The organism is Pseudomonas sp. ZL2, assembly GCF_054788455.1.
This window is the reverse complement of record NZ_JBGOGX010000015.1, coordinates 110,868-135,363: the sequence shown is the minus strand read 5'-3', so window position 1 is coordinate 135,363 and position 24,496 is coordinate 110,868. Positions and strand designations below refer to the sequence as shown.

Annotated in this window: 17 protein-coding genes; 11 read left to right on the top strand and 6 right to left on the bottom strand. The window is 61.9% G+C overall.

Annotated features, from left to right (window positions below):
- The first annotated feature begins 140 nt into the window (after nucleotides 1-140).
- The 4 genes from ABM562_RS13425 to ABM562_RS13410 all read left to right on the top strand — a co-directional run bounded on the left by ABM562_RS13425 (nucleotide 141) and on the right by ABM562_RS13410 (nucleotide 3,155).
- A complete protein-coding gene (locus ABM562_RS13425) occupies nucleotides 141-707 on the top strand; it encodes a DUF2780 domain-containing protein (RefSeq protein WP_258578504.1) in 567 nt (188 codons plus the stop codon).
- A gap of 71 nt (nucleotides 708-778) precedes the next feature.
- Nucleotides 779-1,207 (top strand): DUF350 domain-containing protein, encoded by a 429-nt coding sequence (locus ABM562_RS13420; protein WP_115084945.1) that lies wholly within the window; start codon nucleotides 779-781, stop codon nucleotides 1,205-1,207.
- A gap of 16 nt (nucleotides 1,208-1,223) precedes the next feature.
- Nucleotides 1,224-1,988: a DUF1190 domain-containing protein gene (locus ABM562_RS13415; RefSeq protein WP_134061240.1), complete on the top strand. Its 765-nt coding sequence runs from the start codon at nucleotides 1,224-1,226 to the stop codon at nucleotides 1,986-1,988.
- Between the two features lie 9 nt (nucleotides 1,989-1,997).
- On the top strand, nucleotides 1,998-3,155 hold the full coding sequence (locus tag ABM562_RS13410) for a glutathionylspermidine synthase family protein (RefSeq protein ID WP_115084947.1): 1,158 nt from the start codon (nucleotides 1,998-2,000) through the stop codon (nucleotides 3,153-3,155).
- Here ABM562_RS13410 and ABM562_RS13405 read toward each other — a convergent pair whose 3' ends face one another.
- Complete coding sequence (locus ABM562_RS13405; protein WP_115084948.1) at nucleotides 3,156-4,043, bottom strand: acyltransferase; 888 nt, start codon at nucleotides 4,041-4,043, stop codon at nucleotides 3,156-3,158. It lies immediately after the preceding gene.
- Nucleotides 4,044-4,223: 180 nt separating this feature from the next.
- Here ABM562_RS13405 and rloA2 point away from each other — a divergent pair, with 180 nt between their 5' ends.
- From rloA2 to ABM562_RS13380, 5 genes are all read left to right on the top strand, one after another.
- Entirely contained in the window at nucleotides 4,224-4,727 is a 504-nt protein-coding gene (rloA2, locus tag ABM562_RS13400) for a retropepsin-like aspartic peptidase RloA2 (RefSeq protein WP_115084949.1), read from the top strand.
- 143 nt (nucleotides 4,728-4,870) lie between these two features.
- Nucleotides 4,871-5,554 (top strand): two-component system response regulator CreB, encoded by a 684-nt coding sequence (gene creB, locus ABM562_RS13395; RefSeq protein ID WP_460422295.1) that lies wholly within the window; start codon nucleotides 4,871-4,873, stop codon nucleotides 5,552-5,554.
- Nucleotides 5,554-6,987 carry a two-component system sensor histidine kinase CreC gene (gene creC, locus ABM562_RS13390; protein WP_115084951.1) on the top strand — a complete coding sequence of 478 codons (1,434 nt, stop codon included), beginning with the start codon at nucleotides 5,554-5,556 and terminating at the stop codon, nucleotides 6,985-6,987. Before creB ends, creC begins: the two co-directional genes overlap by 1 nt.
- A 95-nt stretch (nucleotides 6,988-7,082) precedes the next feature.
- Nucleotides 7,083-8,417, top strand: coding sequence for a cell envelope integrity protein CreD (gene creD, locus ABM562_RS13385; RefSeq protein ID WP_115084952.1), 1,335 nt, complete (start codon nucleotides 7,083-7,085; stop codon nucleotides 8,415-8,417).
- Entirely contained in the window at nucleotides 8,414-8,662 is a 249-nt protein-coding gene (locus tag ABM562_RS13380; protein ID WP_115084953.1) for a hypothetical protein, read from the top strand. Before creD ends, ABM562_RS13380 begins: the two co-directional genes overlap by 4 nt.
- Here the strand turns inward: ABM562_RS13380 and ABM562_RS13375 are convergent.
- The 3 genes from ABM562_RS13375 to ABM562_RS13365 form a co-directional block, all read right to left on the bottom strand.
- Entirely contained in the window at nucleotides 8,655-9,287 is a 633-nt protein-coding gene (locus ABM562_RS13375; protein ID WP_115084954.1) for a glutathione S-transferase, read from the bottom strand. The two genes, ABM562_RS13380 and ABM562_RS13375, sit on opposite strands and share 8 nt — an antisense overlap.
- Before the next feature lie 9 nt (nucleotides 9,288-9,296).
- The gene (gene msrA / locus ABM562_RS13370; protein ID WP_115084955.1) at nucleotides 9,297-9,965 is read right to left on the bottom strand and encodes a peptide-methionine (S)-S-oxide reductase MsrA; all 669 of its coding nucleotides are present in this window, start codon (nucleotides 9,963-9,965) and stop codon (nucleotides 9,297-9,299) included.
- A 90-nt stretch (nucleotides 9,966-10,055) separates the two neighbouring features.
- Complete coding sequence (locus tag ABM562_RS13365) at nucleotides 10,056-12,749, bottom strand: putative bifunctional diguanylate cyclase/phosphodiesterase (RefSeq protein WP_115084956.1); 2,694 nt, start codon at nucleotides 12,747-12,749, stop codon at nucleotides 10,056-10,058.
- Between the two features lie 246 nt (nucleotides 12,750-12,995).
- Between ABM562_RS13365 and ABM562_RS13360 the strand changes: the two genes are divergently transcribed.
- Nucleotides 12,996-16,571 (top strand): dermonecrotic toxin domain-containing protein, encoded by a 3,576-nt coding sequence (locus ABM562_RS13360; RefSeq protein ID WP_346617685.1) that lies wholly within the window; start codon nucleotides 12,996-12,998, stop codon nucleotides 16,569-16,571.
- 115 nt (nucleotides 16,572-16,686) lie between these two features.
- On the opposite strand, the gene aceF is transcribed toward ABM562_RS13360, so the two are convergent.
- Together aceF and aceE are read right to left on the bottom strand one after the other, a co-directional pair.
- The gene (aceF, locus tag ABM562_RS13355; RefSeq protein ID WP_258578503.1) at nucleotides 16,687-18,315 is read right to left on the bottom strand and encodes a dihydrolipoyllysine-residue acetyltransferase; all 1,629 of its coding nucleotides are present in this window, start codon (nucleotides 18,313-18,315) and stop codon (nucleotides 16,687-16,689) included.
- 13 nt (nucleotides 18,316-18,328) lie between these two features.
- Complete coding sequence (gene aceE, locus ABM562_RS13350) at nucleotides 18,329-20,974, bottom strand: pyruvate dehydrogenase (acetyl-transferring), homodimeric type (RefSeq protein ID WP_115084958.1); 2,646 nt, start codon at nucleotides 20,972-20,974, stop codon at nucleotides 18,329-18,331.
- A 434-nt stretch (nucleotides 20,975-21,408) separates the two neighbouring features.
- On the opposite strand from aceE, the gene glnE reads away from it, so the two are divergent.
- Nucleotides 21,409-24,345, top strand: a complete 2,937-nt coding sequence (gene glnE, locus ABM562_RS13345; protein WP_115084959.1) for a bifunctional [glutamate--ammonia ligase]-adenylyl-L-tyrosine phosphorylase/[glutamate--ammonia-ligase] adenylyltransferase — start codon at nucleotides 21,409-21,411, stop codon at nucleotides 24,343-24,345.
- Nucleotides 24,346-24,496: the final 151 nt, after the last annotated feature.

Here is a 24,496-nt window from a genome sequence, read left to right as displayed (position 1 = left end):
TCTCACTTCTGATTCTATTCCTACCTCAAGACACAAGCCGGCGTTGCCGGCGATAAGGTCACCACCACCTGCGGAACAATCCCCCACACCCAAGGTCAAAACCTCGTTTTCCCTGCCTTTACGGCTGACGAGGTCTTTCCATGAAACGTTTCGCATTGGTCACCCTGATGACCCTGGCTGCCAGCCCGGTCTTCGCAGGCTTCAGCCTCAACGACGCGGCCAACGTCTACAATGCCGCCAAGGGCAACACCGGCGATGCCGCCGTGCAGGCACCAGCCGCTTCGGCGAACCTGCTCAATACCCTCGGCAGCGAACTCAAGGTCACCCCCGAACAAGCCATTGGCGGCACCGGCGCACTGCTGGGCCTGGCCAGGAACCAGCTCAGCAGCGGCGATTACGAGCAATTGAGCAAAGCCGTACCGGGCCTCGACCTGCTTTCTGGCGAGCAAGCCCTGGGCGGCTTGAATGGCTTGGGTGCGCTGCTCGGCAAGAGCGACAAGTCCTCGGCCCTGAGCAATGCCCTGGGCAATGTCAAAGACAGCAACGACCTGAACAACGCCTTCAGCGCGCTGGGCATGGACACCGGGATGATCGGCCAGTTCGCGCCGTTGATTCTGCAGTACCTCGGCCAGCAAGGCGTCGGCGGTTCGCTGTTGCAGAACCTGGGCAGCCTGTGGGGCACCGGTGGCAGCGTACCTTCCGTTTAAGGCAGGTATTTGCTCGGGCGGGGCGGTGTGCTATATGTCCCGCCCCGTTTTACAAGGAAGTGTGATTCGCCATGTTCATGGACGCCCTGAAGATGTCTTTGCCTGCCGAGGCCGTGCTCGGTTTTGTGGTCTACATGCTCGGCGCCGCCGTGCTGTTCGCCCTCTACGCATTCATCTACACCCGCCTGACCCCGTACAACGAATTGCGCCTGATCCGCGAAGGCAACAATGCCGCGGCCATTGCCCTGGCCGGTGCCTTGATCGGCTTTGCAATTCCGGTGGCCAGTGCCATTTCCCATTCGATTTCCCTGCTCGACTTCCTGGTCTGGGCGCTGATCGCTGCCGTGGTGCAGTTGCTGGCGTTCGTGGTGGTCAACCGCTGCGTCAAAGGCATGGCTGAACGGATGGCCCGCCAGGAGACCGCCTCGGCAATACTGCTGGCCGCCGTATCCATCGGCATCGGCCTGCTCAACGCCGCCTGCATGACCCCCGCCGCCTGATCAGGGACGATCGACAATGAAACGCAGCAAACGCATTCGCCTGGTCGCCCTGGGCAGTCTGCCCCTGGTGCTGTCCGCCTGCGGCGACCGGCCAACCAAGATCATCAGCGAAACCAAGCGCTATCAGGACGTCGACTATTGCGTCATGGACGGCAAGCCGCGTCAGGTGTGCCAGCAGGCCTGGGTCGCGGCACAGAACCACCATGCCGCCAACGTGCCGCGCTTCGTCACTGCCGAGGGCTGCGAAGCGGCCTATTTCAAGTGCGACTACCGGCGCTATGCCAACAACTACATCCCGCCGATGGAAGGCTTCGCCCTGACCACCGAACGCCAGGTGTATGCCGATGACGAGGAAGACAGCAGCTCGTCCACCAATAGTTCATCGTCGAGCGGCGGCTCCGGTGGCGGCCGTGGCTACTACGAGTACACCGATACCGACCCGCGCTATTCGTCCGAGGCGATCTACCACGAGCGAGACGGACGCAACGCGTTCAAGGTCAGCACCCTGACCGAGCAGGTGGCACACCACAACTACTACACCGGCCTGGATACGTCGCACCCGGCTTCGCAACCGTTCAGCGAAGCCGCGCAGCATGCGGTCATGAGTGGTGGCGGGGGCACGGGTGCCAGCAGCGATCCGGCGCACGTGAGCAGCGCCCATCCAACGGTCATCCCCATGGCCCAGCCGAACAAGCTGATCAGCTCGGCGCGGCCGTTCGCGGTTGGCACCCACAACGGCTTTGTCTCGCGCGCTTCGGGGCGTGGCGGCTTTGCGTCCTGAGGCCTGGCAATGAAGCGAATTTCCATCGCCCCGCGCCCGGACTGGCGCGCCACCGCCGAGCACTTCGGTTTCAACTTCCACACCTTTGGCGACGAGCCCTACTGGGACGAGTCGGCCTACTACCAGTTCAGCCTGCGGCAGATCGAAGACGACCTCGAAGAGCCGACCCGCGAGCTGCACGAACTGTGCATGGCACTGGTGGCCGAGGTGGTCGACAGTGAAGCGCTGCTCGAGCGCCTGGCGATTCCCGCGCAGTACTTCGACCTGATCCGCCGCTCGTGGCGCGATGGCCACCCGCATTTCTACGGGCGCATGGACCTGTGCTACGACGGCAAGGGCCCGGCCAAGCTGCTGGAGGCCAACTACGACACGCCGACGTCACTGTACGAGGCCAGCTTCTTCCAGTACCTGTGGCTGGAGCAGCAGATGCAGCGCGGCGGGCTGCCGGCCGGTGCTGATCAGTTCAACAGCCTGGAAGACAAACTCACTCAGGTGATGAGCGCCCATACCTTTGCCACGCCGTTCTACTTTGCCTCGGTAAAAGACTCGATCGAAGATCGCGGCACCGTCGAATACCTGCGCGATATCGCTATGGGTGCCGGGCTGGATGCGCGCCTGGTGGATATGGAAGATATCGGCTTGAGTCGCGGCGGGCGCTTTGTCGATGACGTTGGCGCGCCAATCCCGAGCCTGTTCAAGCTCTACCCCTGGGAAGACATTTTCCACGACCCGTACGGCCCGGCGATTGCCAACAGCGGCACCTTGTTCGTCGAGCCGCCGTGGAAGGCAATCCTCTCCAACAAGGGCATGCTGGCGCTGCTGTGGGAGCGCCACCCGGGCCACCCGAACCTGCTGCCGGCGTTCATCGAGCAAACGTCGGGCGCGACTCTGGAGAAGGGCTGGGTGCGCAAACCCTTCTTCTCCCGCGAGGGCGCAAATATCGAGATCCACACCGGCAGTGGCCAGCGTGTGGTCGAGGACGGCCCGTATGGCGGCGGGCCGAGCATTGTCCAGCAGTTTCAGGCGCTGCCGCGCTTTGGCGACAGCTACACGGTGATCGGCAGTTGGGTGGTCGGCGACCTGCCGGCGGGCATCGGTATCCGCGAAGACAACTCGCTGATCACCAAGGACAGCAGTCGCTTTTTGCCCCACGCGATCATCGGCTGATCAGCGCAGCTCGGCGCGCAGGGCCTCGATGCGGGCGTCCTTGGCGTGCCAGAGCTGGTTGACCCAGTCCTGCACGGTCTGGCGCAAGGCCGGGTCGTTCTCGTAGTCACCATCCCACAGCGCCGGATCCAGTTCATGCACCTGGATGTCGATGATCACTTTAGCCAGGTTACCGCTGAGCAGGTCCCAGAAACCCGGCGCCCGGTCGCCAGGGTAGACGATGGTGACGTCGAGCAGGGCATCGAGCTGTTCGCCCAGCGCCGCCAGCACGAAGGCCACGCCACCGGCCTTGGGCTTGAGCAGATGCTTGAACGGTGAATGCTGGGCGGCGCGCTTGGCTTCGGTGAAACGCGTGCCTTCGAGGTAGTTGACCACGGTCACCGGCTGGCGCTTGAACAGCTCGCAGGCGGCCTTGGTGATTTCCAGGTCCTGGCCCTTGAGTTCTGGGTGCTTGTCGAGGAAGGCCTTGCTGTAGCGCTTCATGAACGGGTAGTCCAGCGCCCACCAGGCCAGGCCCAGCAGCGGTACCCAGATCAGCTCTTTTTTCAGGAAGAACTTGAAGAATGGAATGCGCCGGTTGAGTACCTGGATCAGCGCCGGGATATCGACCCAACTCTGGTGGTTACTGACTGCCAGGTACGAGGTGTCGAGGCGCAGGTCGGCGGCGCCGCGCACGTCCCAAATGGTCGGGATGCACAGGCGGAAGATCAGTTTGTCGATTTCGGCCCAGGTTTCGGCGATCCACATTACCCCCCACGAGGCATAGTCGCGGTAACGGCCGGGCAGGACCAGTTTGAGCAGGGCAAAGACCATCAGCGGGCCGATCAGGACCAGGGTGTTGAGCAGCAACAGCAAGGTCACAAGAATGCCCGTCAGCAAGCGGCGCATAAGAAAACTCTTATATTCAAGTAAGCGGTCGGCAATGATAAGCACCCTGTCGGCGTACGCCAAATGCTCTGGTCTGCTCCTGCCGGACAAATGTTTCACATTGTGTTGAATAAGCTATTGCCGCGAACCTATCCTGCCTTCGCAGTCTAAACACTGTCTTATCTCAAGGAAGCGGATCCTGTGAAATCGGTACTTGCACTGCTGTCCCTGTTGGCCCTGCCGGTCATGGCCGCCGAGCCGACCCTGTACGGCCGCTACGAATACATCAAACTGCCGGAAGTCGGTGGCCAGACCTTCAAGGCCAAGATGGATACCGGCGCGCTGACCGCTTCGCTGTCGGCCAAGGACATCGAACGCTTCACCCGTGATGGTGAGGACTGGGTGCGCTTTCGTGTCGCAACCAAGGATGCCGATGGCAAGGTCTACGAACACAAGCTGGCACGCATCAGCAAGATCAAGAACCGCGCCGATGAAGACGAAGATGGCGAGGGCGCCGAGATCAGCAAGCGGCCGGTAGTTGACCTGGAGCTGTGCCTGGGCGACGTCAAGCGTACCGTCGAAGTCAACCTGACCGACCGCAGCAGCTTCAACTATCCATTGCTGATTGGCGCCAAGGCGTTGCGCGAGTTCAAGGCGGCGGTGAACCCGGCGCGCAGGTTTACTGCAGACAAGCCGGACTGCTGATGGAATGAAAAGCATCGCTGGCAAGCCAGCTCCCACAGGGTTGGTGTAGACCTTGTGGGTGCTGGCTTGCCAGCGATGAGGCCTTGCCAGGCGCCGCATAATCTCCTACAAGTGCAGCATTTCCACCGCCAGGCCCGGATGCCATGCCGCATATATTGATTGTCGAAGACGAAGCGGCCATTGCCGATACGCTGATTTTCGCCCTGCAAGGCGACGGCCACAGCACCGAGTGGGTGACCCTCGGCAGCGCCGCGCTGGAGCAGCAACGCCAGCGCCCGGCCGACCTGATCATCCTCGACATCGGCCTGCCGGATATCAGCGGCTTCGAAACCTGCCGGCAACTGCGCCGTTTCAGTGAAGTGCCGGTGATGTTCCTCAGCGCCCGCGACGGTGAAATCGACCGGGTGGTGGGCCTGGAAATCGGTGCCGACGATTATGTGGTCAAACCCTTCAGCCCCCGCGAAGTCGCGGCACGGGTGCGGGCGATCCTCAAGCGCATGGCGCCGCGCGCCGAACCGCTTGCCAGTGCCCCGGAGCTGTTCCAGGTCGATACCCTGCGCATGCAGATCCACTACCACGGCCAGGTCCTGAGCCTGACCCGCCACGAATTTCGCCTGCTGCAAAGCCTGCTGGAACAACCCGAGCGAGTATTCAGCCGCGAGCAGCTGCTGGATGCCGTCGGCGTTGCCGCCGATGTCGGCTACGAGCGCAGCATCGACAGCCATATCAAGAGCCTGCGCGCCAAGCTGCGCGCGGTGGCCGCCGACGCCGAGCCGATCCAGACCCACCGGGGCCTCGGTTACAGCTACAGCCCGAGCCACAGCTGATGCGCCTGGGAATACGGATTTTCCTGGTGTATTTCCTGTTCGTCGGGCTGACCGGCTATTTCATCCTCAGCACCGTGCGCGAGCAGATTCGCCCGGGTGTGCGCCAGTCCACCGAAGAAACCCTGGTCGACACCGCCAACCTGCTTGCGGAAATCCTCCACGACGACGTCAAGGCCGGCACCCTTGGCCAGAGCCGCTTGCCGATACTGCTGCGTGCCTACGGCCAGCGCCAGCCCAAGGCCGATATCTGGGGCTTGTCGAAGAACCAGGTCAACCACCGCATCTACGTCACCGATGCCCAGGGCAAGGTGTTGCTCGACTCCGCAGGTGTGGCGGTGGGCGAGGACTATTCGCGCTGGAACGACGTCTACCTGACCTTGCGCGGCCAGTACGGTGCACGCTCGACCCGCAGCAACCCGGAGGATCCGGAGTCGTCGGTGATGCACGTGGCGGCACCGATTCTCGATGAAGGCAGGATTATCGGCGTGGTCACCGTGGCCAAGCCGAACAAGTCGCTGCAACCCTATATCGACCGCTCCGAGCGGCGCCTGCTGTACCTCGGCCTGGGCCTGATCGGCCTTGGCCTGCTGGTGGGCGCGGCGCTGTCGTGGTGGCTGGCGCGCTCGCTGCGCAGGCTGACCCGTTATGCCCAGGCGGTCAGTGAGGGTGAGCGCACGGCGCTGCCGCATTACCGGGGCGGTGAGCTGTGGCAACTGGCGGCAGCGGTGGAGCGCATGCGTACCCAGCTCGAAGGCAAGGACTACGTCGAACGTTACGTGCACACCCTGACCCACGAGCTGAAAAGCCCGTTGGCGGCGATCCGCGGTGCCTCCGAACTGCTCCAGGGGCCGATGAGCGACGAGCAGCGCCAGCGCTTTGCCGGCAATATCGAAAGCGAAAGTGCGCGCATGCAGCAGTTGATCGAGCGCCTGCTCAACCTGGCCCAGGTCGAGCAGATGCAGGAGCTGGAAGAACAGCAGCAGGTGCCGCTGGCGGCGCTGGTCGACGAGCTGCTGCTGGCCCAGGGCGCGCGGATCGAAAGCGGCGAACTGCAGGTGCGTCAGCGCGTACCCGTCGCTGCGCGGCTGTTATGCGACCCCTTCCTGATGCGCCAGGCCATTGCCAACCTGCTGGACAATGCCCTGGACTTCACCCCGCCGGGCGGTTTGCTGGTGTTCGAGCTGGAGCACGGGGACGGCCGCGTGGCCTTGAGCCTGTTCAACCAGGGCGAGGCGATTCCTGACTATGCCCTGGGTCGTCTCAGCGAACGTTTCTACTCGCTGCCGCGACCGTTCAGCGGGCGCAAGAGCACCGGCCTGGGGCTGAATTTCGTCGAAGAGGTGATGCAGTTGCATGGCGGCGCGCTGGAAGTCGCCAACGTCGAGGACGGCGTACGCGTGCGTTTGTGGTTGCCGGCCAAGCGCCTGGGCTGAAAACTTCACAGAGTCTGCACACAGGCTCCACATAACTCCCCAAGGGCTCCATTTCGCTTGCGCAGACTCTGCCCATCGAAACCGGAGTCCCGTCCATGAACCGAAATCTGAGCTACAAACTGGGTGCCATTGCCATCCTGATCGCACTGTTGCTGATTCCCTTGCTGATGATTGGCGGCTTGATCCAGGACCGCCAGGAGCAACGCGACCAGGTGGTGCGCGACATTGCCCAGAGCTCCAGCTTTGCCCAGCAGATCAGCGGGCCGATGCTGGTGGTGCCATACCGCAAGATCGAGCGGCGCTGGAAGACCGAAGACGGCAAGAGCTACCAGGAAGCCAGCCAGGTCGCCGGCCATCTGTACTTCTTGCCGGAAACCTTCGACCTCAAGGCAGGCATCGACACCGAACTGCGTTCGCGCGGTATCTATGAGGCGCGCCTGTTCCACGCCGACAATCACATCAGTGGCCAATTCAAGATTCCGGCCAACTGGGGGATTACCGAGGACTTTGCCGACTACCGCTTCGATCCGGCGTTCCTGGTGGTGGGCATCAGCGACATCCGCGGCATCGAAAAAGGCCTGCAACTGCAGCTCAACGAGCAGCGTCTGGACTTTGCCGCCGGTACCAAGCTGAGCTGGATGAGCGGTGGCGTCCATGCGCTGTTGCCGGGCATCGATGGCAAGGCCGAGGCCGTGCTCAATTACGCGTTCGACCTCAGCCTGCAAGGCACCGGACAGCTGCACGTGCTGCCGATGGGCCGCAGCACTACGGTAAGCATGGCCGCCAACTGGCCGCACCCAAGCTTCGACGGTAACTACCTGCCAAGCAGCCGCAAGGTCGATGCCGGTGGTTTTTCGGCGCGCTGGCAAACCTCGTTCTTCTCCACCAACCTCGAAGACGCCTTGACCCAGTGCGTGGTCAACGAGCAGTGCAATGATTTCAATGGGCGTGCCTTCGGCGTCAGCTTCGTCGACCCGGTGGACCAGTACCTCAAAAGCGAACGGGCAATCAAATATGCATTGCTGTTCATTGCCCTGACCTTTGCCGGCTTTTTCCTCTTCGAAGTGCTCAAGGGCCTCAGCGTGCACCCGATCCAGTACGGCCTGGTGGGCGTGGCCCTGGCGTTCTTCTACCTGCTGTTGCTGTCGTTGTCCGAGCACCTGGGCTTTGCCAAGGCCTATGCGTTGTCGGCGGGGGGCTGCGTGTTGCTGATCGGCTTCTACCTGTGCCACGTGCTGCACAGCGTGTTTCGCGGCATGGGCTTTGCCCTGGGCCTGGCGCTGCTCTACGGCATGCTCTACGGCCTGCTGACGGCCGAGGATTACGCGCTGCTGATGGGCTCGCTGCTGCTGTTCGGCCTGCTGGGTGTGTTCATGGTCCTGACCCGTCGCCTGGACTGGTATCGGGTTGGCCAGGTGAAACTGTCATGAGTGGCTTGCGCGAGGAGAGGGTATTGGGTGCAGTGCTGGCGACCCACATCGCCGGCCTGTGGACAGCAGAAGTGATTGTCGGCGCCGGCCTTGTCGGGGATGAGATTGCTCTGCTGTCTGGTAATGCGCGGCGCCTGCATCGCTGGCAAAGCCAGCTCCCACACAGTCAGCGGTACACCGATGCACTGTGGGAGCCGGCCTTGCCGGCGATGGGCTGCACAGCAGCCCCTGGCAATGTCAGGTAGCCGAAGGATCAGTCGCCTGCATCGACTCACGCTGACTGACTTGCGCATACCACCCCGCCAGCTGCGGCTGTTGCTCACGCCAGCCGAAGTCCGGGAAGCGCAGGTCGAGGTAACCCAGGGCACAGGCCACGCCGATGGCGGCGATGTCGAACACCGAGGCCAGTTCGGCGAAGTGTTCCTGCTCAAGGTTGCTCAGGCCACGACGGATCTTGTCCTGTTGCGCTTCGATCCAGGCGTCCCATTGTTTGTCCTTGGGCCGCAGGAAAGTCTCGTAGCGCGTCAGCACCGCGGCATCCATGATCGCATCGGCCAGCGAGGCGAGGGTCAGGCGGTGCCAGCGCGGCCAGCCTTCACGGGGGATCAGCGGGTTACCGACATGCTGCAGGTCGAGGTACTCGCAGATCACCCGGCTGTCGTGCAGCACGCTACCGTCGGCCAGGCGCAGGGCCGGGATCTTGCCCGCCGGGTTGCCCTGGTTGAGCTCGGCTACCGGGTTGACCGGAGTGAGGTTGACGGCGTGCAGGGCCACGCGGTCGGTTTGCCCGGTTTCGTGCAACACCACCAGGACCTTGCGCACAAACGGCGAGGCCGGCGAATGGAACAGGGTCATGCTCGGTGCGGACATGTCGATCCCTCAGTTGCCTTGCAGGCTCGGTGGCAGGCAGACACCGGTACCACCGATGCCGCAGTAGCCTTCTGGGTTCTTGGCCAGGTACTGCTGGTGGTAGGCTTCGGCGAAGTACACGGTCGGCGCCTGGTCGATCTCGGTGGTGATTTCGCCGAAGCCGGCCTTGCTCAGTTCGGCCTGGTAGGCCTGCTTGCTGGCCAGAGCCTCGTCCAGTTGCTGGGGACTGGTGCAGTAGATCACCGAGCGGTACTGGGTGCCGACGTCGTTGCCCTGGCGCATGCCCTGGGTCGGGTTGTGCAGTTCCCAGAACATCGCCAGCAGCTCTTTGTAGCTGACCTTGTCCTTGTCGAACACCACCAGCACCACTTCGGTGTGGCCGGTCAGGCCCGAGCAGACTTCTTCGTAGGTCGGGTTGGGGGTGAAGCCGCCGGCATAGCCGACCACGGTGCTGACCACGCCTTCACGTTGCCAGAAGCGCCGCTCGGCACCCCAGAAGCAGCCCAGGCCAAAGATCGCAAAGTCGATGGCGCCTTCGAAGAACGGGCCGAGCAGCGGGGTGTCCTTGAAGACGAAATGCTTCTCGGGCAGGGTCATCGGCGTTTCGCGGCCAGGCAGGGCCTGTTCCGCAGTGGGCAGGGCGTTTTTGTTCACCAGAATCTCCGAGCGCAGGACCATGATCGTTCCTCTGCTGATAAAAGGTAGGAGCGGGCTTGCCCCGCGAAGGGGCCTGAATGAACTCTATATTGCCCGAGAGAAACGCCGCTGTCAGGCGATAGGGCCACGCGGATAGCGTTTGAGCTTATCGATCAGCTCACTGCCTGGAATCGGCCGGTCGAACAGGTAGCCCTGGCCGACATCGCAGCGGTGACGACGCAGGAATGCCAGCTGCTCGGCAGTCTCGATGCCTTCGGCAACCACTTTGAGCTTGAGGTTGTGGGCCATGGCCACCACCGCCGAGGTGATCTCCATGTCGTCCTGGTTGTCGGGGATTTCGTGGATGAAGCTGCGATCGATCTTGATGATGTCGATCGGGAATTTCTTCAGGTAGCTCAGCGACGAATAGCCGGTGCCGAAGTCGTCCATGGCCAGGGTCAGGCCCAGTTGCTTGAGCTGGTCGAGCTGGCGGTGGGTGTCTTCGGTGGCTTCCAGCAGCAGGCCCTCGGTCAGCTCCAGCTCCAGCAAGTGCGGGGGCAGGGCTTCCTCCTTGAGGATGTTGGCGATCGAGGCGACCAGGTCGGGGTCGGAAAACTGCTTGGGCGAGAGGTTGATCGCCACCTGCAGGTTACCCAGGCCTTCGGTGCGCAGCTTCTGGCTCATGCGGCAGGCCTGGCGGGCGATCCACTTGCCGATAGGGATGATCAGCCCGGTCTCTTCGGCGACGCTGATGAACTGGTCGGGGCGGATCATGCCCTTTTCCGGATGGTTCCAGCGCAGCAGCGCTTCCAGGCCCAGCAGGCGGCCACTGCGCAGGCACAGCTTGGGCTGGTAGAACACGTCCAGTTCGTTCTGGGTCAGGGCGCGGCGCAGGTTGTTCTCGACGAACAGCTTGTAGCTGGCTTCGGCATTCAGCGCCTCGGTGAACACCTGGACTTGGTGCTTGCCGTTGGCCTTGGCCTTGTGCAGGGCCAGGCCTGCGTTTTTCATCAGGGTCTGCGGGTCGCGGCCATGCAGCGGCGCGCAGGCAAGGCCCACGGAGCCGGTGACGTTGATCAGCTGGTTGTCGACGAACATCGGCTTGTCGAGGGTGCGCAGCAGTTGCTGGGCAACCTGCTGGCCGCCCTCCAGGTCGGTGTCTTCGAGCAGCACGGCGAATTCGTTGCTGGCAAAGCGCGCCAGGCTGCCGCCGGGGCTCAGGCTGTTGCGCAGGCGCCGGGCCAGGCTGATCAGCAGCTTGTCGCCGGTCTGGTGGCCGAGGCTGTCGTTGATCCGCTTGAAGTTGTCGATGTCCACCAGCAGCAGGCTGATCGGGCTGTCGCTGTCGCGGGCGAAGCGCTCGTCGAGGTTGCGGATGAACGCCGGGCGATTGCCCAGGCTGGTCAGGTTGTCGGTATAGGCCAGGCGCTCGATGCGCTGCTGGGCCAGCTTGCTCTGGGTGATGTCTTCGTAGATGCCGATGTAATGGGTCAGTTCGCGGTTGTCGCCGAACACCTTGGAAATCGACAGCTGGCCCCAGTAGGGCTCGAGGTTCTTGCGCCGGCTCTTGAATTCGCCCTGCCAGCTGTTGCCCATGGCCAGGCTGGACGGCGCGTCGAACAGCAGTTCGCTCAAGTTTTCCAGCGCCGGCAGTTCCGACAGGCGGTGGCCGTGGACTTCATCGGTGCTGTACTGGGTAATGGCGGTAAAGCTTGGGTTGACGTACTCGACCACGCCGTCGCGGTTGACCAGCAAAAAGGCGTTGGCGCTTTGCTCGACGGCGCGCTGGAACAGGTGCAGGGCGTTGGTCGCGGTGCGCCGGTTGTGGTTGTTGATGACCTGGGCGAACTGGTCGGCCAGCTCGCCGGCAAAGGCTATTTCATCGGTTTGCCAGGCGCGCGCCGAGCCGGTTTGCTCCAGGCACAATACCCCGACCACCTGGCCATCGATGCGGATACTGGCGTCGAGCATGGCGTTGATGTCGCGCGGGCGCAGGCTCTCGGCCATTTCCCGGGTGCGCGGGTCGTGGGTGGCGTTGTGGGCGTCGATGGCGCGGCTGGTGTGCAGGGCTTCGAGGTAGTCGGGAAAGCGACTGGCGTCGATCGGCTCGGGCAGGCGGTATTCCTGGGTGTCTCGGTAGAACGCCGAGATTGGTTGCAGGTGCTGGTCTTCCAGGTACCAGATGCTCGCGCAGTCGATCTTGTAGATCTCGCAGGCACTGCGGGTGATCAGTTCGGCGGCTTCGAGCAGCGAATTGCTGGCGCTGTAGCGATGGCGGGCCAGGTGCAGGATCAGGTCCTGCTGGGCACGTACCCGCTCCAGGTGCTCGAGCTGTTCCTGCTGGGCCCGCTGGTTGAGCTGCAACGCGATCTGCAGGCGGCTGTTGCGGGTTTCGAGGTCGGCGGCCGACAGGTCTGGCGTGTCACCCGGCTGGCTGTCGAGGACCATCAGGTAACCGCGCAGCAACTGGCGGTTGTGCTGCTTGTAGGCTTCGCCCAGCTCCAGCAGGTGCAGCGGGCCCTGGGCGGTGTGCAGGGTATAGCGCACCAGGTAATGCGGGCGCTGGGCCAGTTGCAACTGAATGGCATCGTGCAGTTTGTAGCGCGCTTCGGGCTCCATGAGGCTGGCATAGGGCGAGCCGACCAGGGCGCAGAGCTCGACTGCGGCCAGGCCAAATTGCCGTTCACAACCAGGATCAAGGTAGAGCAGCGCCCAGCTCGCCTCGTTCAGCCGCTCGAAACGCAGCATCCCGAGCCGCGAGGGCACGGGCAACTGCGTCACGACCTCGGCCACCATACGGCTGGCGGCATCAGGTTGGCTTTTCATCGAGAGCTCGCTTCAAGAAGGCTGTTCGCGCAAATAGAGCAATCTGCTACTACGCGTGTCGGCAAGGTTGCATCATGCGCTTGAGGCTGACAAGCGATACAGAGACCTCCGTGCTAACTGTGTCGGCAGGACGGGTGATTTCTTCAGCGCTGCCGTTACTGATAATGACTCGATAAATAGATAGCACCGTCCGGCAAGCCCGAGGCGTGAAGGTTCCTGCTCATTCATAGCATGGGCAGCACACTCATGAATTCGCCACAGACTCCCGAGCAGGTCCTTGACGCTCCGCCCAGCTGGCTGCGCCAGTTGGCTCTTTCCGAAATCCGTTTGAATACGTTCCTGAGCCAGCAGCCGCTGTATGAAGAGTCGTTCAGCCTGAACGGCTATTTGCGCCAATTGCAGCATTTCTGGGATTCGCCTCAGGTGCACAGCGAGCCGTCAGTCTCGCATTCGGAGCAACTGGCGAAGTTACTCGCGGCGCAAATGCAGGTGGTCGCGCAGCAAAGCACGTTGTCGCCCCAGGCGCGGGCGCTGGTTGAACGCTTGTATGCGGCTCAGCAACCGCCGCCTTCAGTGTTTCTACTGGCCATCCCCACTGAAACTCAAACTAAGCCGATACTGCTATCCGGGCTATTTGTTTTAGCCAATGAGACCGTTGATGACATGTTCGTCACCCAGGATGACGTGGTCCTGATGCAGTTTGGACAGACTTGGCAATCTTTTGAGTCTGGAGCCGAATTAGGGCGGCATGTGCAAAACTCGTTCAGCGATAGTGCAGGCCGGCTGCGCTTGGAGAACAGCTTGCCGCTTGAGCATTCGAGATTTTTGCGCCGCTACGGCGATACCGAGAGTTTCGATCTATCAGCAATACGCCTGGCGGCGCGCAAGGTTTCCACACCAGCGTTCAGCGCGCTGGTGGCGCTATTGGTGACGCGGCAAAAAGACAACATCGCCTATCAGGTCAGGATCAACAAGCGGCGAAGCCAGCCCATAAGTACCGACCTGGACAAGGCTGTCGACTTGCAGGATCGCTTGCGTGTCAGCGCCCTGTTGGCCAAGTACCAGAACCCGAACGCCAGGGCTTATACCGAATTGGCTCTGAAAACGCTTCAAGCAGCCCCGGATATTTATGCGCTGGGGCGCCAATATATGAAAGAGCAGATCAAGACGCTGACCGGCCAGGAGATCAACCCTGATCGTGTCTATCTTCATTACTTCAATGGCAGTGTCAGCAGCGACAAAACCTTCAGCGGGTGGGAGCATCCCGGAAAACCCAGTCGTTCATTGACGCTCACGCAACTGGCGCTTGCCAACTTTACGGCAGACGACCAGGGGAGCGGGCCAGGTTCCCTGGACCTGAACGCCGGTATTTATACCGAGGGGCCGAACAGCAGCAACGGTTATGGTCTGCACAATGAGTTTCGCTTGCTGCCTTCGCGGTTGATGGCGCTGGACTGGACCCGGGATTTTTACACCGAGTACAAGGCCAGGCTCGATGGCTTCTGGGAAGTGCACCGCGCTGACTATAGGGCATTGCTCAAGGGGCGCTTTATCGCAGCGTGTCGCGCCGCGTTGCGCCAGGGGCAACTGCCGCAGGCGGATTTCCAGGCATTGATGGCGTTTGCGCTGCCCAGACAGCAATCCATGTCCAATCTTACCCTGGCGCAATTGCGTGCTACGCGCATACGGACAGGGGCGTCGTCGGTCAGGTGCTTCGACCTGTACGGTTATGCCTCCACCGATATTCTGCATTTTGTGTTGGGCAACACCCGGCAGTTTCTGTACCTGGCGGACTTGGACAATGCCAGGTTGATCAGCTTTGACTCTACCGAGTTGTTAGACGCCTGGGTGCTTGAACAGGTCAAGGACACCTCCACGCGCAAGCAACTGGCCGCACACTTTTCGTTGTACTTGCGCCAGGACGGCACCACCTATTCGGGCGTGGACAGTGCGTTGAGCGGGTTGGCCGATGGCCGCTGGAAGCCTGGCAGTACGATAGATCGAAGCGACTTGCCGATCATCGGCGATATATTCGATCACCTGGCCAGACAGATACAACAACGCCAGTACCGCGACGCTGACACACTGATTACCTCCAATGGCGAGCTCAATGAGCAGCTGTGGATCAAAGCAATCTCTGCGTTTGTGCAGGTGACGTTGCCGATGGTACCGGCTAGCTGGCCGCTGGGTTTGCTGGCGGGGGCCGCCTCTGCGGCAATGCTTGGCCTGGGGATCGAACAAACGGTCAATGGCGATACGCTCGCAGAGCGCAAGCAAGGGGCGTGGACAACCTTCTATGGGACGCTGGATCTGTTGTGTGCGCTGGGCACTGGCACGGCCGACCCGGAGGATCCTTTTGCCGCATTCAAAAATGACATTGTGCCTCGGGAGCCTTGGTCCGTACCCGAGGAAACTCTCAATGACGTTGCGATGGATGCTGATGGGGTTTATCGAGTCGACGGTAAAAATTGGTATGTACGCCACGGCGAACAGGTCTATCGCATTGCTGTTAAAACCACCGGCAGGCAACTGGTACAGGTCATTCGGCCAGAGGGCGAGGCGGGCGGTTCGCTATTTTCATTACGGCGTCTGGGCGCCGGAGGGGAGTGGCAGCGAATCAGTCTGAAAGGCGGACAGCCAGTAGTCGAAGACCCTGCAGTCCGCCAGCATGTAAGGTTGGGTTTTGCATCGAGCATCTCTTACGGGGCCGTGATTTCAGGCCACGTAACTGATGTCGGCTACGATCTGGGTGAAAACGCCTTTCGTAGCGTCAAGTTGAACAGAGAAACCAACGTCTGGGAGGCTGTTGATGACCGGTTCTACCGCCCGCAGGCTGATGGTATGCAGGAGGTAGAGCCAGGGGGTGAGGTGTTTAATGCTGAACGCATGGCAACGCTCAAAGCGCTGGACATTGATATTGAACTCCCCTTCGATTTTACAATGCTGAACCTTCCGGGAGACTTGGACATCCCCGCGCAGATCTACAGCATCTGGATTGGCGATCGCGCCATCAAGCTTGAGCTACTCCAGAACATGGAGTCCAACGCAACGCGCGCCCAGCAGGGGGCTCGGCCCTATACGCTAAAACTCTATCTTTCCAGCGAACACCCGGAAGTGTTCAAGCTAAACAAGGCCGCTCTGCAGGAGCATGCACCCACGGTCGAACTTGTCGAACTGGAAACCTCGGACTTTTATCCAGCGTTCAAGGACAGCCGTTATTTTGAGCAGTACCGGGCGGCGATCGATGGCAACGGTGGTGTGGCCAGAAATTTTTCATCGGCCAGTGACGTATTGCGTTATCCGCTGTTGAAGTATCACGGCGGGCTGTATCTGGATGTCGATGACTCGCTGAACAGCAATTGGGGCAGCGTAGCGATCAAAACAACCGCTGATGGCTTGGCGGTTGGTAGGCCTGTCAGTAATGGCGCGTTGAATCTGGATACCGGTTTCAATACCAGTTGCTTTGCTGCACAAAAAGGTAATCCAACCCTTGAGGCGATCTCAGCAAAAAGTTTCGAACGCTACCAAGGCCTCAAGGCGATCTACCGCGCCCCCCGTCCCATCGCTGGACAGGCATCAGACCGCGCCTTCTACACCTATATGAGGAAAATCTCATACATTGGCGGCCCGGGTGTCTTCAATGACGTTATCAATGAGGCGTTGCCGGACTTGCGGCGTTTGCGGACGCTGTGTCTGTTGCGTTCCAGGCCGATGTTTGCTGACGACCTTGTCAGTGAAATTCCTGGAATGCTGAGCCGGAGCCTGCCGTTGGGCGACGTCGTCACGATAGGTTCTGAAAATTCCTGGAAAGTGACGCGTTAAGGGCACGCCGCGATGTTCCAAAAAAAAGCCCCGCCAAAATGACGGGGTTGAGGTACGAGCGTGGCAGCTCGAAAAGGGAGCCTGTCTCCCCGGCAGGGGAGACAGGAAACAGCAATTACAGGAGCATGGTGCGGATGTCGGTCAGCAGGTCGCCCAGGCGCTTGGTGAAGCGCGCAGCAGCTGCACCGTTGATCACGCGGTGATCGTAGGACAGCGACAGTGGCAGCATCAGCTTCGGCTGGAAGGCTTTGCCGTCCCAGACTGGCTGGATGGTCGCCTTGGACACACCGAGGATCGCCACTTCCGGCGCGTTGACGATCGGCGTGAAGCCGGTGCCGCCAATGTGGCCGAGGCTGGAGATGGTGAAGCAGGCGCCTTGCATGTCGTCGGCCGAGAGCTTCTTGGTCCGGGCTTTTTCCGCCAGGGCAGCAGCTTCGCCAGCCAGTTGCAGCAGGCTCTTCTGGTCGACGTTCTTGATCACAGGGACCAGCAGGCCGTCCGGGGTATCAACCGCGAAGCCGATGTTGACGTACTTCTTGCGGATGATCGCCTTGCCGCTAGGGGCCAGCGAGCTGTTGAAGTCCGGCAGTTCCTTGAGCAGGTGGGCGCAGGCCTTGAGCAGCAGGGGCAGCACGGTCAGCTTGACGCCAGCCTTCTCGGCCACGGCCTTCTGGGCTACGCGGAAAGCTTCCAGCTCGGTGATGTCGGCGCTGTCGAACTGGGTCACGTGCGGCACGTTCAGCCAGCTGCGGTGCAGGTTGGTGGCGCCAACTTGCATCAGGCGGGTCATCGGCACTTCTTCGATTTCGCCGAAACGGCTGAAATCGACTTCCGGGATCGGCGGAATACCAGCACCACCGGTTGCACCGGCGGCTGGAGCTGCCTTGGCCTTCTGCATCATGGCCTTGACGTAAACCTGTACGTCTTCCTTGAGCACACGACCGTGCGGGCCGCTGGCAGCGACGGCGCTCAGCTCGACGCCGAATTCACGGGCCAGCTGACGCACGGCAGGGCCGGCATGCACCTTGGCACCGTTTGCCGCAGGGGCAACAGCAGGAGCAGGTGCGGTCTCGGCTTTGGCAGCTGGCGCAGGGGCGGCTGCGGCGGGCGCAGCTTCAGCCTTGGCCGGAGCCGCAGCGGCAGGCGCTGCTGCTGGCGCGGCGGCGCCCTGGACCTTGAGCTTGAGGATGAAGTCGCCAGTGCCGACTTCGTCTTCCAGCTTGACGCCGATGCTTTCCACCACGCCGGCAGCCGGCGACGGGATTTCCATCGAGGCCTTGTCGGATTCCAGGGTGATCAGCGACTGGTCGGCTTCGACCGTGTCGCCAACCTTGACCAGCAGCTCGATGATCTTGGCCTTGCCCGAGGAGCCGATGTCCGGAACATGAATGTCCTGGACAGTGGCAGCCGCCGGTGCAGCGGCCGGGGCCGCAGGGGCCTCGGCAGCAGCAGGTTTTTCCGCGGCAGCAGGTGCTGCGGCAGGGGCAGCCGCAGGGGCCGCAGCAGCGGCGCCCTCGACTTCCAGTTCCAGCAGTTCGTCGCCTTCTTTCAGGCGGTCGCCCAGCTTGACCTTCAGGCTCTTGACCACACCGGCCTTGGGAGCAGGGATTTCCATGCTCGCCTTGTCCGATTCCAGGGTCAGGATGCTCTGGTCGGCTTCGATACGGTCGCCAACTTTGACGAACAGCTCGATGACTTCACCTTCACCGCTGCCGATGTCAGGTACGCGAATGAGTTCGCTCACTTAAAAATACTCCTCAGCAGTCCAGTGGGTTGCGTTTGTCCGGGTCGATGCCGAACTTGGTGATGGCTTCAGCCACGACCTTAGGTTCGATATCGCCACGGTCAGCCAAGGCTTCCAGGGCAGCCAGCACCACGAAGTGACGGTCGACTTCGAAGAAGTGACGCAGCTTCTTGCGGCTGTCGCTGCGACCGAAGCCATCGGTACCCAGGACTTTGAACTCTTTGCTCGGTACCCACTGGCGAATCTGTTCGGCGAACAGCTTCATGTAGTCGGTGGAGGCGATGACCGGGCCCTTGCGGCCAGCCAGGCACTCTTCGACGTAGGTAACCTGAGGTTTCTGACCAGGCTTGAGGCGGTTGCTGCGCTCTACGGCCAGGCCGTCGCGACGCAGTTCGTTGAAGCTGGTAACGCTCCAGACGTCGGCGCCAACGTTGAACTCTTCACGCAGGATCTTCGCCGCTTCGCGCACTTCACGCAGGATGGTGCCGGAGCCCAGCAACTGAACGTGGTGTGCAGCTTCGCGGGTGTCTTCCTCGAGCAGGTACATACCCTTGATGATGCCTTCCTCGACACCGGCCGGGATGGCTGGCTGCTGGTAGGACTCGTTCATCACGGTGATGTAGTAGAAGACGTCCTGTTGCTCTTCGGTCATCTTCTTCATGCCGTCCTGGATGATCACCGCCAGCTCGTAGCCGTAGGTCGGATCATAGGTGCGGCAGTTCGGGATGGTCGCGGCCAGCATGTGGCTGTGACCGTCTTCGTGCTGCAGGCCTTCACCGTTGAGGGTGGTACGGCCGGCGGTACCGCCGATCAGGAAGCCACGGGTGCGGCTGTCGCCAGCGGCCCAGGCCAGGTCGCCGATACGCTGGAAGCCGAACATCGAGTAGAAGATGTAGAACGGCAGCATCGGCTGGTTGTGGTTCGAGTACGAAGTACCGGCAGCGATGAAGGAGGACATGGCACCCGCTTCGTTGATGCCTTCTTCGAGGATCTGGCCCTTCTTGTCTTCGCGGTAGAACATCACCTGGTCTTTATCGACTGGCTCGTAGAGCTGGCCGACGGACGAGTAGATGCCCAGCTGGCGGAACATGCCTTCCATACCGAAGGTGCGGGCTTCGTCCGGGATGATCGGGACGATGCGCTGGCCGATTTCCTTGTCCTTGACCAGTTGCGCGAGGATCCGCACGAAGGCCATGGTGGTGGAGATTTCACGGTCGCCCGAGCCGTCGAGGATCGCCTTCAGGGTTTCCAGTGGCGGCGTCGGGATGCTGAAGCTCTTCGCGCGGCGCTGCGGCACGAAGCCACCCAGGGCGCTGCGGCGCTCGGCCAGGTAACGGGCCTCGGCGCTGCCTTCTTCAGGTTTGAAGAACGGCAGGTTTTCCAGCTCTTCGTCCTTGACCGGGATGTCGAAACGATCGCGGAAGTGACGCAGGCTGTCGACGTCGACCTTCTTGGTGTTGTGCGCGGTGTTCTTGGCTTCGCCAGCACCGGTGCCGTAACCCTTGATGGTCTTGGCCAGGATGACGGTCGGCTGGTCTTTGTGGTTGACCGCCTGGTGGTAGGCCGCATAGACCTTGTACGGGTCGTGACCACCACGGTTGAGCTTCCAGATCTCGTCGTCGGACAGGTCTTCGACCATGGCCTTGAGCTCTGGAGTGTTGAAGAAGTGCTCACGGACGAACGCGCCGTCCTTGGCCTTGTAGTTCTGGTACTCGCCGTCGATGACTTCGTCCATGCGGCGTTGCAGGATGCCGTCGACGTCCTTGGCCAGCAGCGGGTCCCAGAAACGGCCCCAGACCACTTTGTTGACGTTCCAGCCACCGCCACGGAACACACCTTCGAGTTCCTGGATGATCTTGCCGTTGCCGCGAACCGGGCCGTCGAGGCGCTGCAGGTTGCAGTTGATGACGAAGATCAGGTTGTCCAGCTTCTCGCGGCCAGCCAGCGAGATTGCGCCCAGGGATTCCGGCTCGTCACACTCGCCGTCGCCCATGAAGCACCAGATCTTCTGCTTGCCGGCAGGGATGTAGCCACGGCTTTCCATGTACTTCATGAAACGCGCCTGGTAGATCGCCTGGATCGGGCCCAGACCCATGGAAACGGTCGGGAACTGCCAGAAGTCAGGCATCAGCCATGGGTGTGGGTAGGACGACAGGCCCTTGCCATCGACTTCCTGACGGAAGTTGTTCATTTGGTCTTCGGTGATCCGGCCTTCCATGAACGCACGGGCGTAGACGCCTGGCGAAGCGTGACCCTGGAAGTAGATCAGGTCGCCGCCGTGCTCGTCGGTCGGGGCCTGGAAGAAGTAGTTGAAGCCGATGTCATACAGGGTGGCGCTGGAGGCGAAGCTGGAGATGTGGCCGCCCAGATCCGAGTCTTTCAGGTTGGTGCGCATCACCATGGCCAGCGCGTTCCAACGTACCAACGAGCGAATGCGGCGTTCCATGAACAGGTCGCCAGGCATGCGTGCTTCGTGGGTTACGGGGATGGTGTTGCGGTATGGCGTGGTGATGGCATATGGCAGCTGAGAGCCACTACGGGTGGCCAGCTCGCCCATACGGGTCATCAGGTAGTGAGCGCGGTCTTCGCCTTCTTTGTCGAGAACCGACTCCAGGGCGTCCAGCCATTCCTGGGTTTCGACGGGATCGAGGTCTTGCATGGCTTGCTCCAGGGCGGAAAGGCTTCCAGAATCGGTTGCCTGAGTTTGCGACTGGCCTTTTGGGCAGACGACATGAAATTCTTGGATTACCGGAGAGTGTACCGGCGTTGTGTAGTTTTACTACAAATGAATCACCATTTCATGCTTTTGAGGTGATCGGGCAGTAGTAAAACTACACAAAAATGGCTCGTGGCCGCTGTTCGGGTTGTGGGAAAAATCGATACCGGTGGTTAAAAACAAGTTAAGAAAAGGTTTGCTGCGATGGTTTCTGCCAGAAAATCAGTTTTTACAGCTATTTCTAACTTTTGTACGACAGTCCAGCAGTGGTCGGTAGGAGCGGGCTTGCCCCGCGAAGCGATTTTCCTGAAAAAGCCCAATCGCGGGGCAAGCCCGCTCCCACTCGCCAATCTTTTCTCGCCGATCAAGGATAGACCATGAGCCTGCCTTTGCTGGCCGAACTGCCGGCCACCCTCACTGCCTTGGTCAGCCGTAACGAGCAATCGTTTCGTGCGGCTGTCGCCCAGCTCCCCGAATTGTCTGTTGAAGGCTGGAACGCCGAGCGCTGGGCGCAGTTTGCCCGGGTGACTGCGGCCAGTGATTTCGTCCTTGAACAGGTGCTGCGCGACCCGGCGATGCTGGTTGATCTGGCCGCCAGTGGCGAGCTCGACCGGGCATTTGCCCCAGGTGCGCTGTGCGCGCAGATCGCTGCCGCCACCCAGGCTGCCGAGAGCGAAGACGAACTGGCGCGCAACCTGCGCCGCCAGCGCAGCCGCCAGCAGGTGCGGATCATCTGGCGCGACCTGACCCGCCAGGCCGACCTGGTGCAGACCTGCCGCGACCTGTCCGACCTTGCCGACGCTTCTATCGACCAGGCCTACAACTGGCTGTACCCGCGCCATTGCCAGCAGTTCGGCACTCCGATCGGCCACCGCAGCGGCCAGCCGCAGCACATGGTGGTGCTGGGCATGGGCAAGCTCGGCGCGGTGGAACTGAACCTGTCGTCGGACATCGACCTGATCTTCGCCTTCCCTGAAGGCGGCGAGACTGAAGGGGTCAAGCGCTCGCTGGATAACCAGGAGTTCTTCACCCGCCTGGGCCAGCGCTTGATCAAGGCCCTGGACCCGATCACCGTCGACGGTTTTGTGTTCCGTGTCGACATGCGCCTGCGCCCTTACGGTTCGGCCGGCGCCCTGGTGCTCAGCTTCAATGCCCTGGAGCAGTATTACCAGGACCAGGGCCGCGATTGGGAACGCTACGCGATGATCAAGGCGCGGGTGGTGGCTGGCGACCAGGTCGCCGGTGCGCAACTGCTGGATATGCTGCGGCCCTTCGTCTACCGGCGGTACCTGGACTTCTCGGCGATCGAAGCGCTGCGCACCATGAAGCAGCTGATCCAGCAGGAAGTGCGGCGCAAGGGCATGGCCGAGAACATCAAGCTGGGTGCCGGCGGCATCCGCGAAGTCGAGTTTATCGCCCAGGCCTTCCAGCTGATTCACGGCGGGCGCGACCTGAGCCTGCAACAACGGCCGTTGCTCAAGGTGCTGTCGACCCTCGAAGGGCAGGGCTACCTGCCAGCGGCGGTGATTGCCGAGCTGCGTGAAGGCTATGAGTTCCTGCGTTACACCGAACACGCGATCCAGGCGATTGCCGACCGCCAGACCCAGATGCTCCCGGACGACGAACTGGACCGCGCGCGCATCGCCTTCATGCTCGGCTTTGCCGACTGGCCGAGCTTCCATGCCCAGCTGATGCACTGGCGTGGGCGTATCGACTGGCACTTCCGTCAGGTGATTGCCGACCCGGACGAAGACGAGAATGAAGAAGGTGAAGTGATCGTCGGCGGCGAATGGCTGCCGCTGTGGGAAGAAGCCCAGAATGAAGAGGCCGCCTGCCGTCAGTTGCAGGACGCCGGTTTCGCCGACCCGGAAAAAGCCCTCAAGCAGCTTGCCGGCCTGCGCGTCAGCCCGCAGTTGCGGGCCATGCAGCGCCTGGGGCGTGAGCGTCTGGATGCCTTTATCCCACGTTTGCTGGCCCAGGCGGTGGAGCACGCCGATCCGGACCTGGTGCTGGAGCGGGTGTTGCCGCTGGTCGAAGCCGTAGCCCGGCGTTCGGCCTACCTGGTGCTGCTCACCGAAAACCCCGGGGCGCTGCGCCGCCTGCTGACCCTGTGCGCCGCCAGCCCGTGGATCGCCGAACAGATCACCCGTTTCCCGCTGCTGCTCGACGAGCTGCTCAACGAAGGCCGCCTGTTCAGCCCGCCGCAGGCCCCGGAACTGGCCGCCGAGTTGCGCGAGCGGCTGACGCGCATCCCCGAAGACGACCTTGAACAGCAAATGGAAGCCCTGCGCCACTTCAAGCTGGCCCACAGCCTGCGCGTGGCCGCTTCGGAAATCGCCGGCAACCTGCCGTTGATGAAAGTCAGCGACTACCTGACCTGGCTGGCCGAAGCCATCCTCAACCAGGTGCTGGCCCTGGCCTGGCGCCAGACCGTGAGCCGTCACGGCCAGCCCAAGCGCAGCGACGGCAGCCTGTGCGACCCGGGCTTCATTATTGTCGGCTACGGCAAGGTGGGTGGCATCGAGCTGGGCCACGGCTCGGACCTGGACCTGGTATTCATCCACGACGGTGACCCGCAGGCCGAAACCGACGGTGCCAAGCCGATCGACAGCGCGCAGTTCTTCACCCGCCTGGGCCAGCGCATTATTCACCTGCTGACCACCCAGACCAACTCCGGCCAGCTCTACGACGTTGATATGCGCCTGCGCCCCTCGGGTGCCTCAGGTTTGTTGGTCAGCTCGCTGGGCGCCTTTGAGCGTTACCAGCAAAACGAAGCCTGGACCTGGGAGCATCAGGCCCTGGTTCGCGCCCGGGTGCTGGTCGGTTGCCCGCAGGTGGGTTCGGCGTTCGAGACCGTGCGTGCACGCATTCTCGGCCAGGCGCGCGACCTGCCCAAGCTGCAGGCCGAGGTCAGCGAGATGCGCGCCAAGATGCGCGACAACCTCGGCACCAAGCTCAGCGCCGCCGGGACGGCGGCCAACGCCTTCGATGCCGGTGTGCCCTTCGATATCAAGCAGGATGCCGGTGGTATCGTCGATATCGAATTTATGGTGCAATACGCCGCTTTGGCCTGGTCTCACGACCATCCGGCGCTGCTGCGCTGGACCGACAATATCCGCATCCTCGAAGAGCTCGAGCAGGCCGGGCTGATGCCCGCCAGCGATGCCGTGCTGCTGCGCGAGGTGTACAAGGCGTTCCGTTCCGCCGCGCACCGCCAGGCCCTGCAGAAGCAGGCCGGGGTGATCGATGCCGGACAGTTCGTTCAGGAGCGCCAGGAGGTGCGGCGGATCTGGTCGGAGCTGGGCTTGAGTTGATACATCGGCCAGGCGGTTCAGGCATCAGGACGCCTGCCACGACCACAGTACAGCCCGAGTGGCGTACACTGGTCGACATATAGCCTGAATATAAAGAGGGGAGGCCAGGCTGTTTGCGGACAGTTTGCAGCCTCCCTGATCGTTTCTGGAT

What these genes read in the sequence shown, in the direction of transcription:
- ABM562_RS13425 (WP_258578504.1), top strand. Translation starts at nt 141, where the DNA reads ATGAAACGTTTCGCATTGGTCACCCTGATGACCCTGGCTGCCAGCCCG.
- ABM562_RS13420 (WP_115084945.1), top strand. Translation starts at nt 779, where the DNA reads ATGTTCATGGACGCCCTGAAGATGTCTTTGCCTGCCGAGGCCGTGCTC.
- ABM562_RS13415 (WP_134061240.1), top strand. Translation starts at nt 1,224, where the DNA reads ATGAAACGCAGCAAACGCATTCGCCTGGTCGCCCTGGGCAGTCTGCCC.
- ABM562_RS13410 (WP_115084947.1), top strand. Translation starts at nt 1,998, where the DNA reads ATGAAGCGAATTTCCATCGCCCCGCGCCCGGACTGGCGCGCCACCGCC.
- ABM562_RS13405 (WP_115084948.1), bottom strand. Translation starts at nt 4,043, where the DNA reads ATGCGCCGCTTGCTGACGGGCATTCTTGTGACCTTGCTGTTGCTGCTC.
- creB (WP_460422295.1), top strand. Translation starts at nt 4,871, where the DNA reads ATGCCGCATATATTGATTGTCGAAGACGAAGCGGCCATTGCCGATACG.
- creC (WP_115084951.1), top strand. Translation starts at nt 5,554, where the DNA reads ATGCGCCTGGGAATACGGATTTTCCTGGTGTATTTCCTGTTCGTCGGG.
- creD (WP_115084952.1), top strand. Translation starts at nt 7,083, where the DNA reads ATGAACCGAAATCTGAGCTACAAACTGGGTGCCATTGCCATCCTGATC.
- ABM562_RS13380 (WP_115084953.1), top strand. Translation starts at nt 8,414, where the DNA reads ATGAGTGGCTTGCGCGAGGAGAGGGTATTGGGTGCAGTGCTGGCGACC.
- ABM562_RS13375 (WP_115084954.1), bottom strand. Translation starts at nt 9,287, where the DNA reads ATGTCCGCACCGAGCATGACCCTGTTCCATTCGCCGGCCTCGCCGTTT.
- msrA (WP_115084955.1), bottom strand. Translation starts at nt 9,965, where the DNA reads ATGGTCCTGCGCTCGGAGATTCTGGTGAACAAAAACGCCCTGCCCACT.
- ABM562_RS13365 (WP_115084956.1), bottom strand. Translation starts at nt 12,749, where the DNA reads ATGAAAAGCCAACCTGATGCCGCCAGCCGTATGGTGGCCGAGGTCGTG.
- ABM562_RS13360 (WP_346617685.1), top strand. Translation starts at nt 12,996, where the DNA reads ATGAATTCGCCACAGACTCCCGAGCAGGTCCTTGACGCTCCGCCCAGC.
- aceE (WP_115084958.1), bottom strand. Translation starts at nt 20,974, where the DNA reads ATGCAAGACCTCGATCCCGTCGAAACCCAGGAATGGCTGGACGCCCTG.
- glnE (WP_115084959.1), top strand. Translation starts at nt 21,409, where the DNA reads ATGAGCCTGCCTTTGCTGGCCGAACTGCCGGCCACCCTCACTGCCTTG.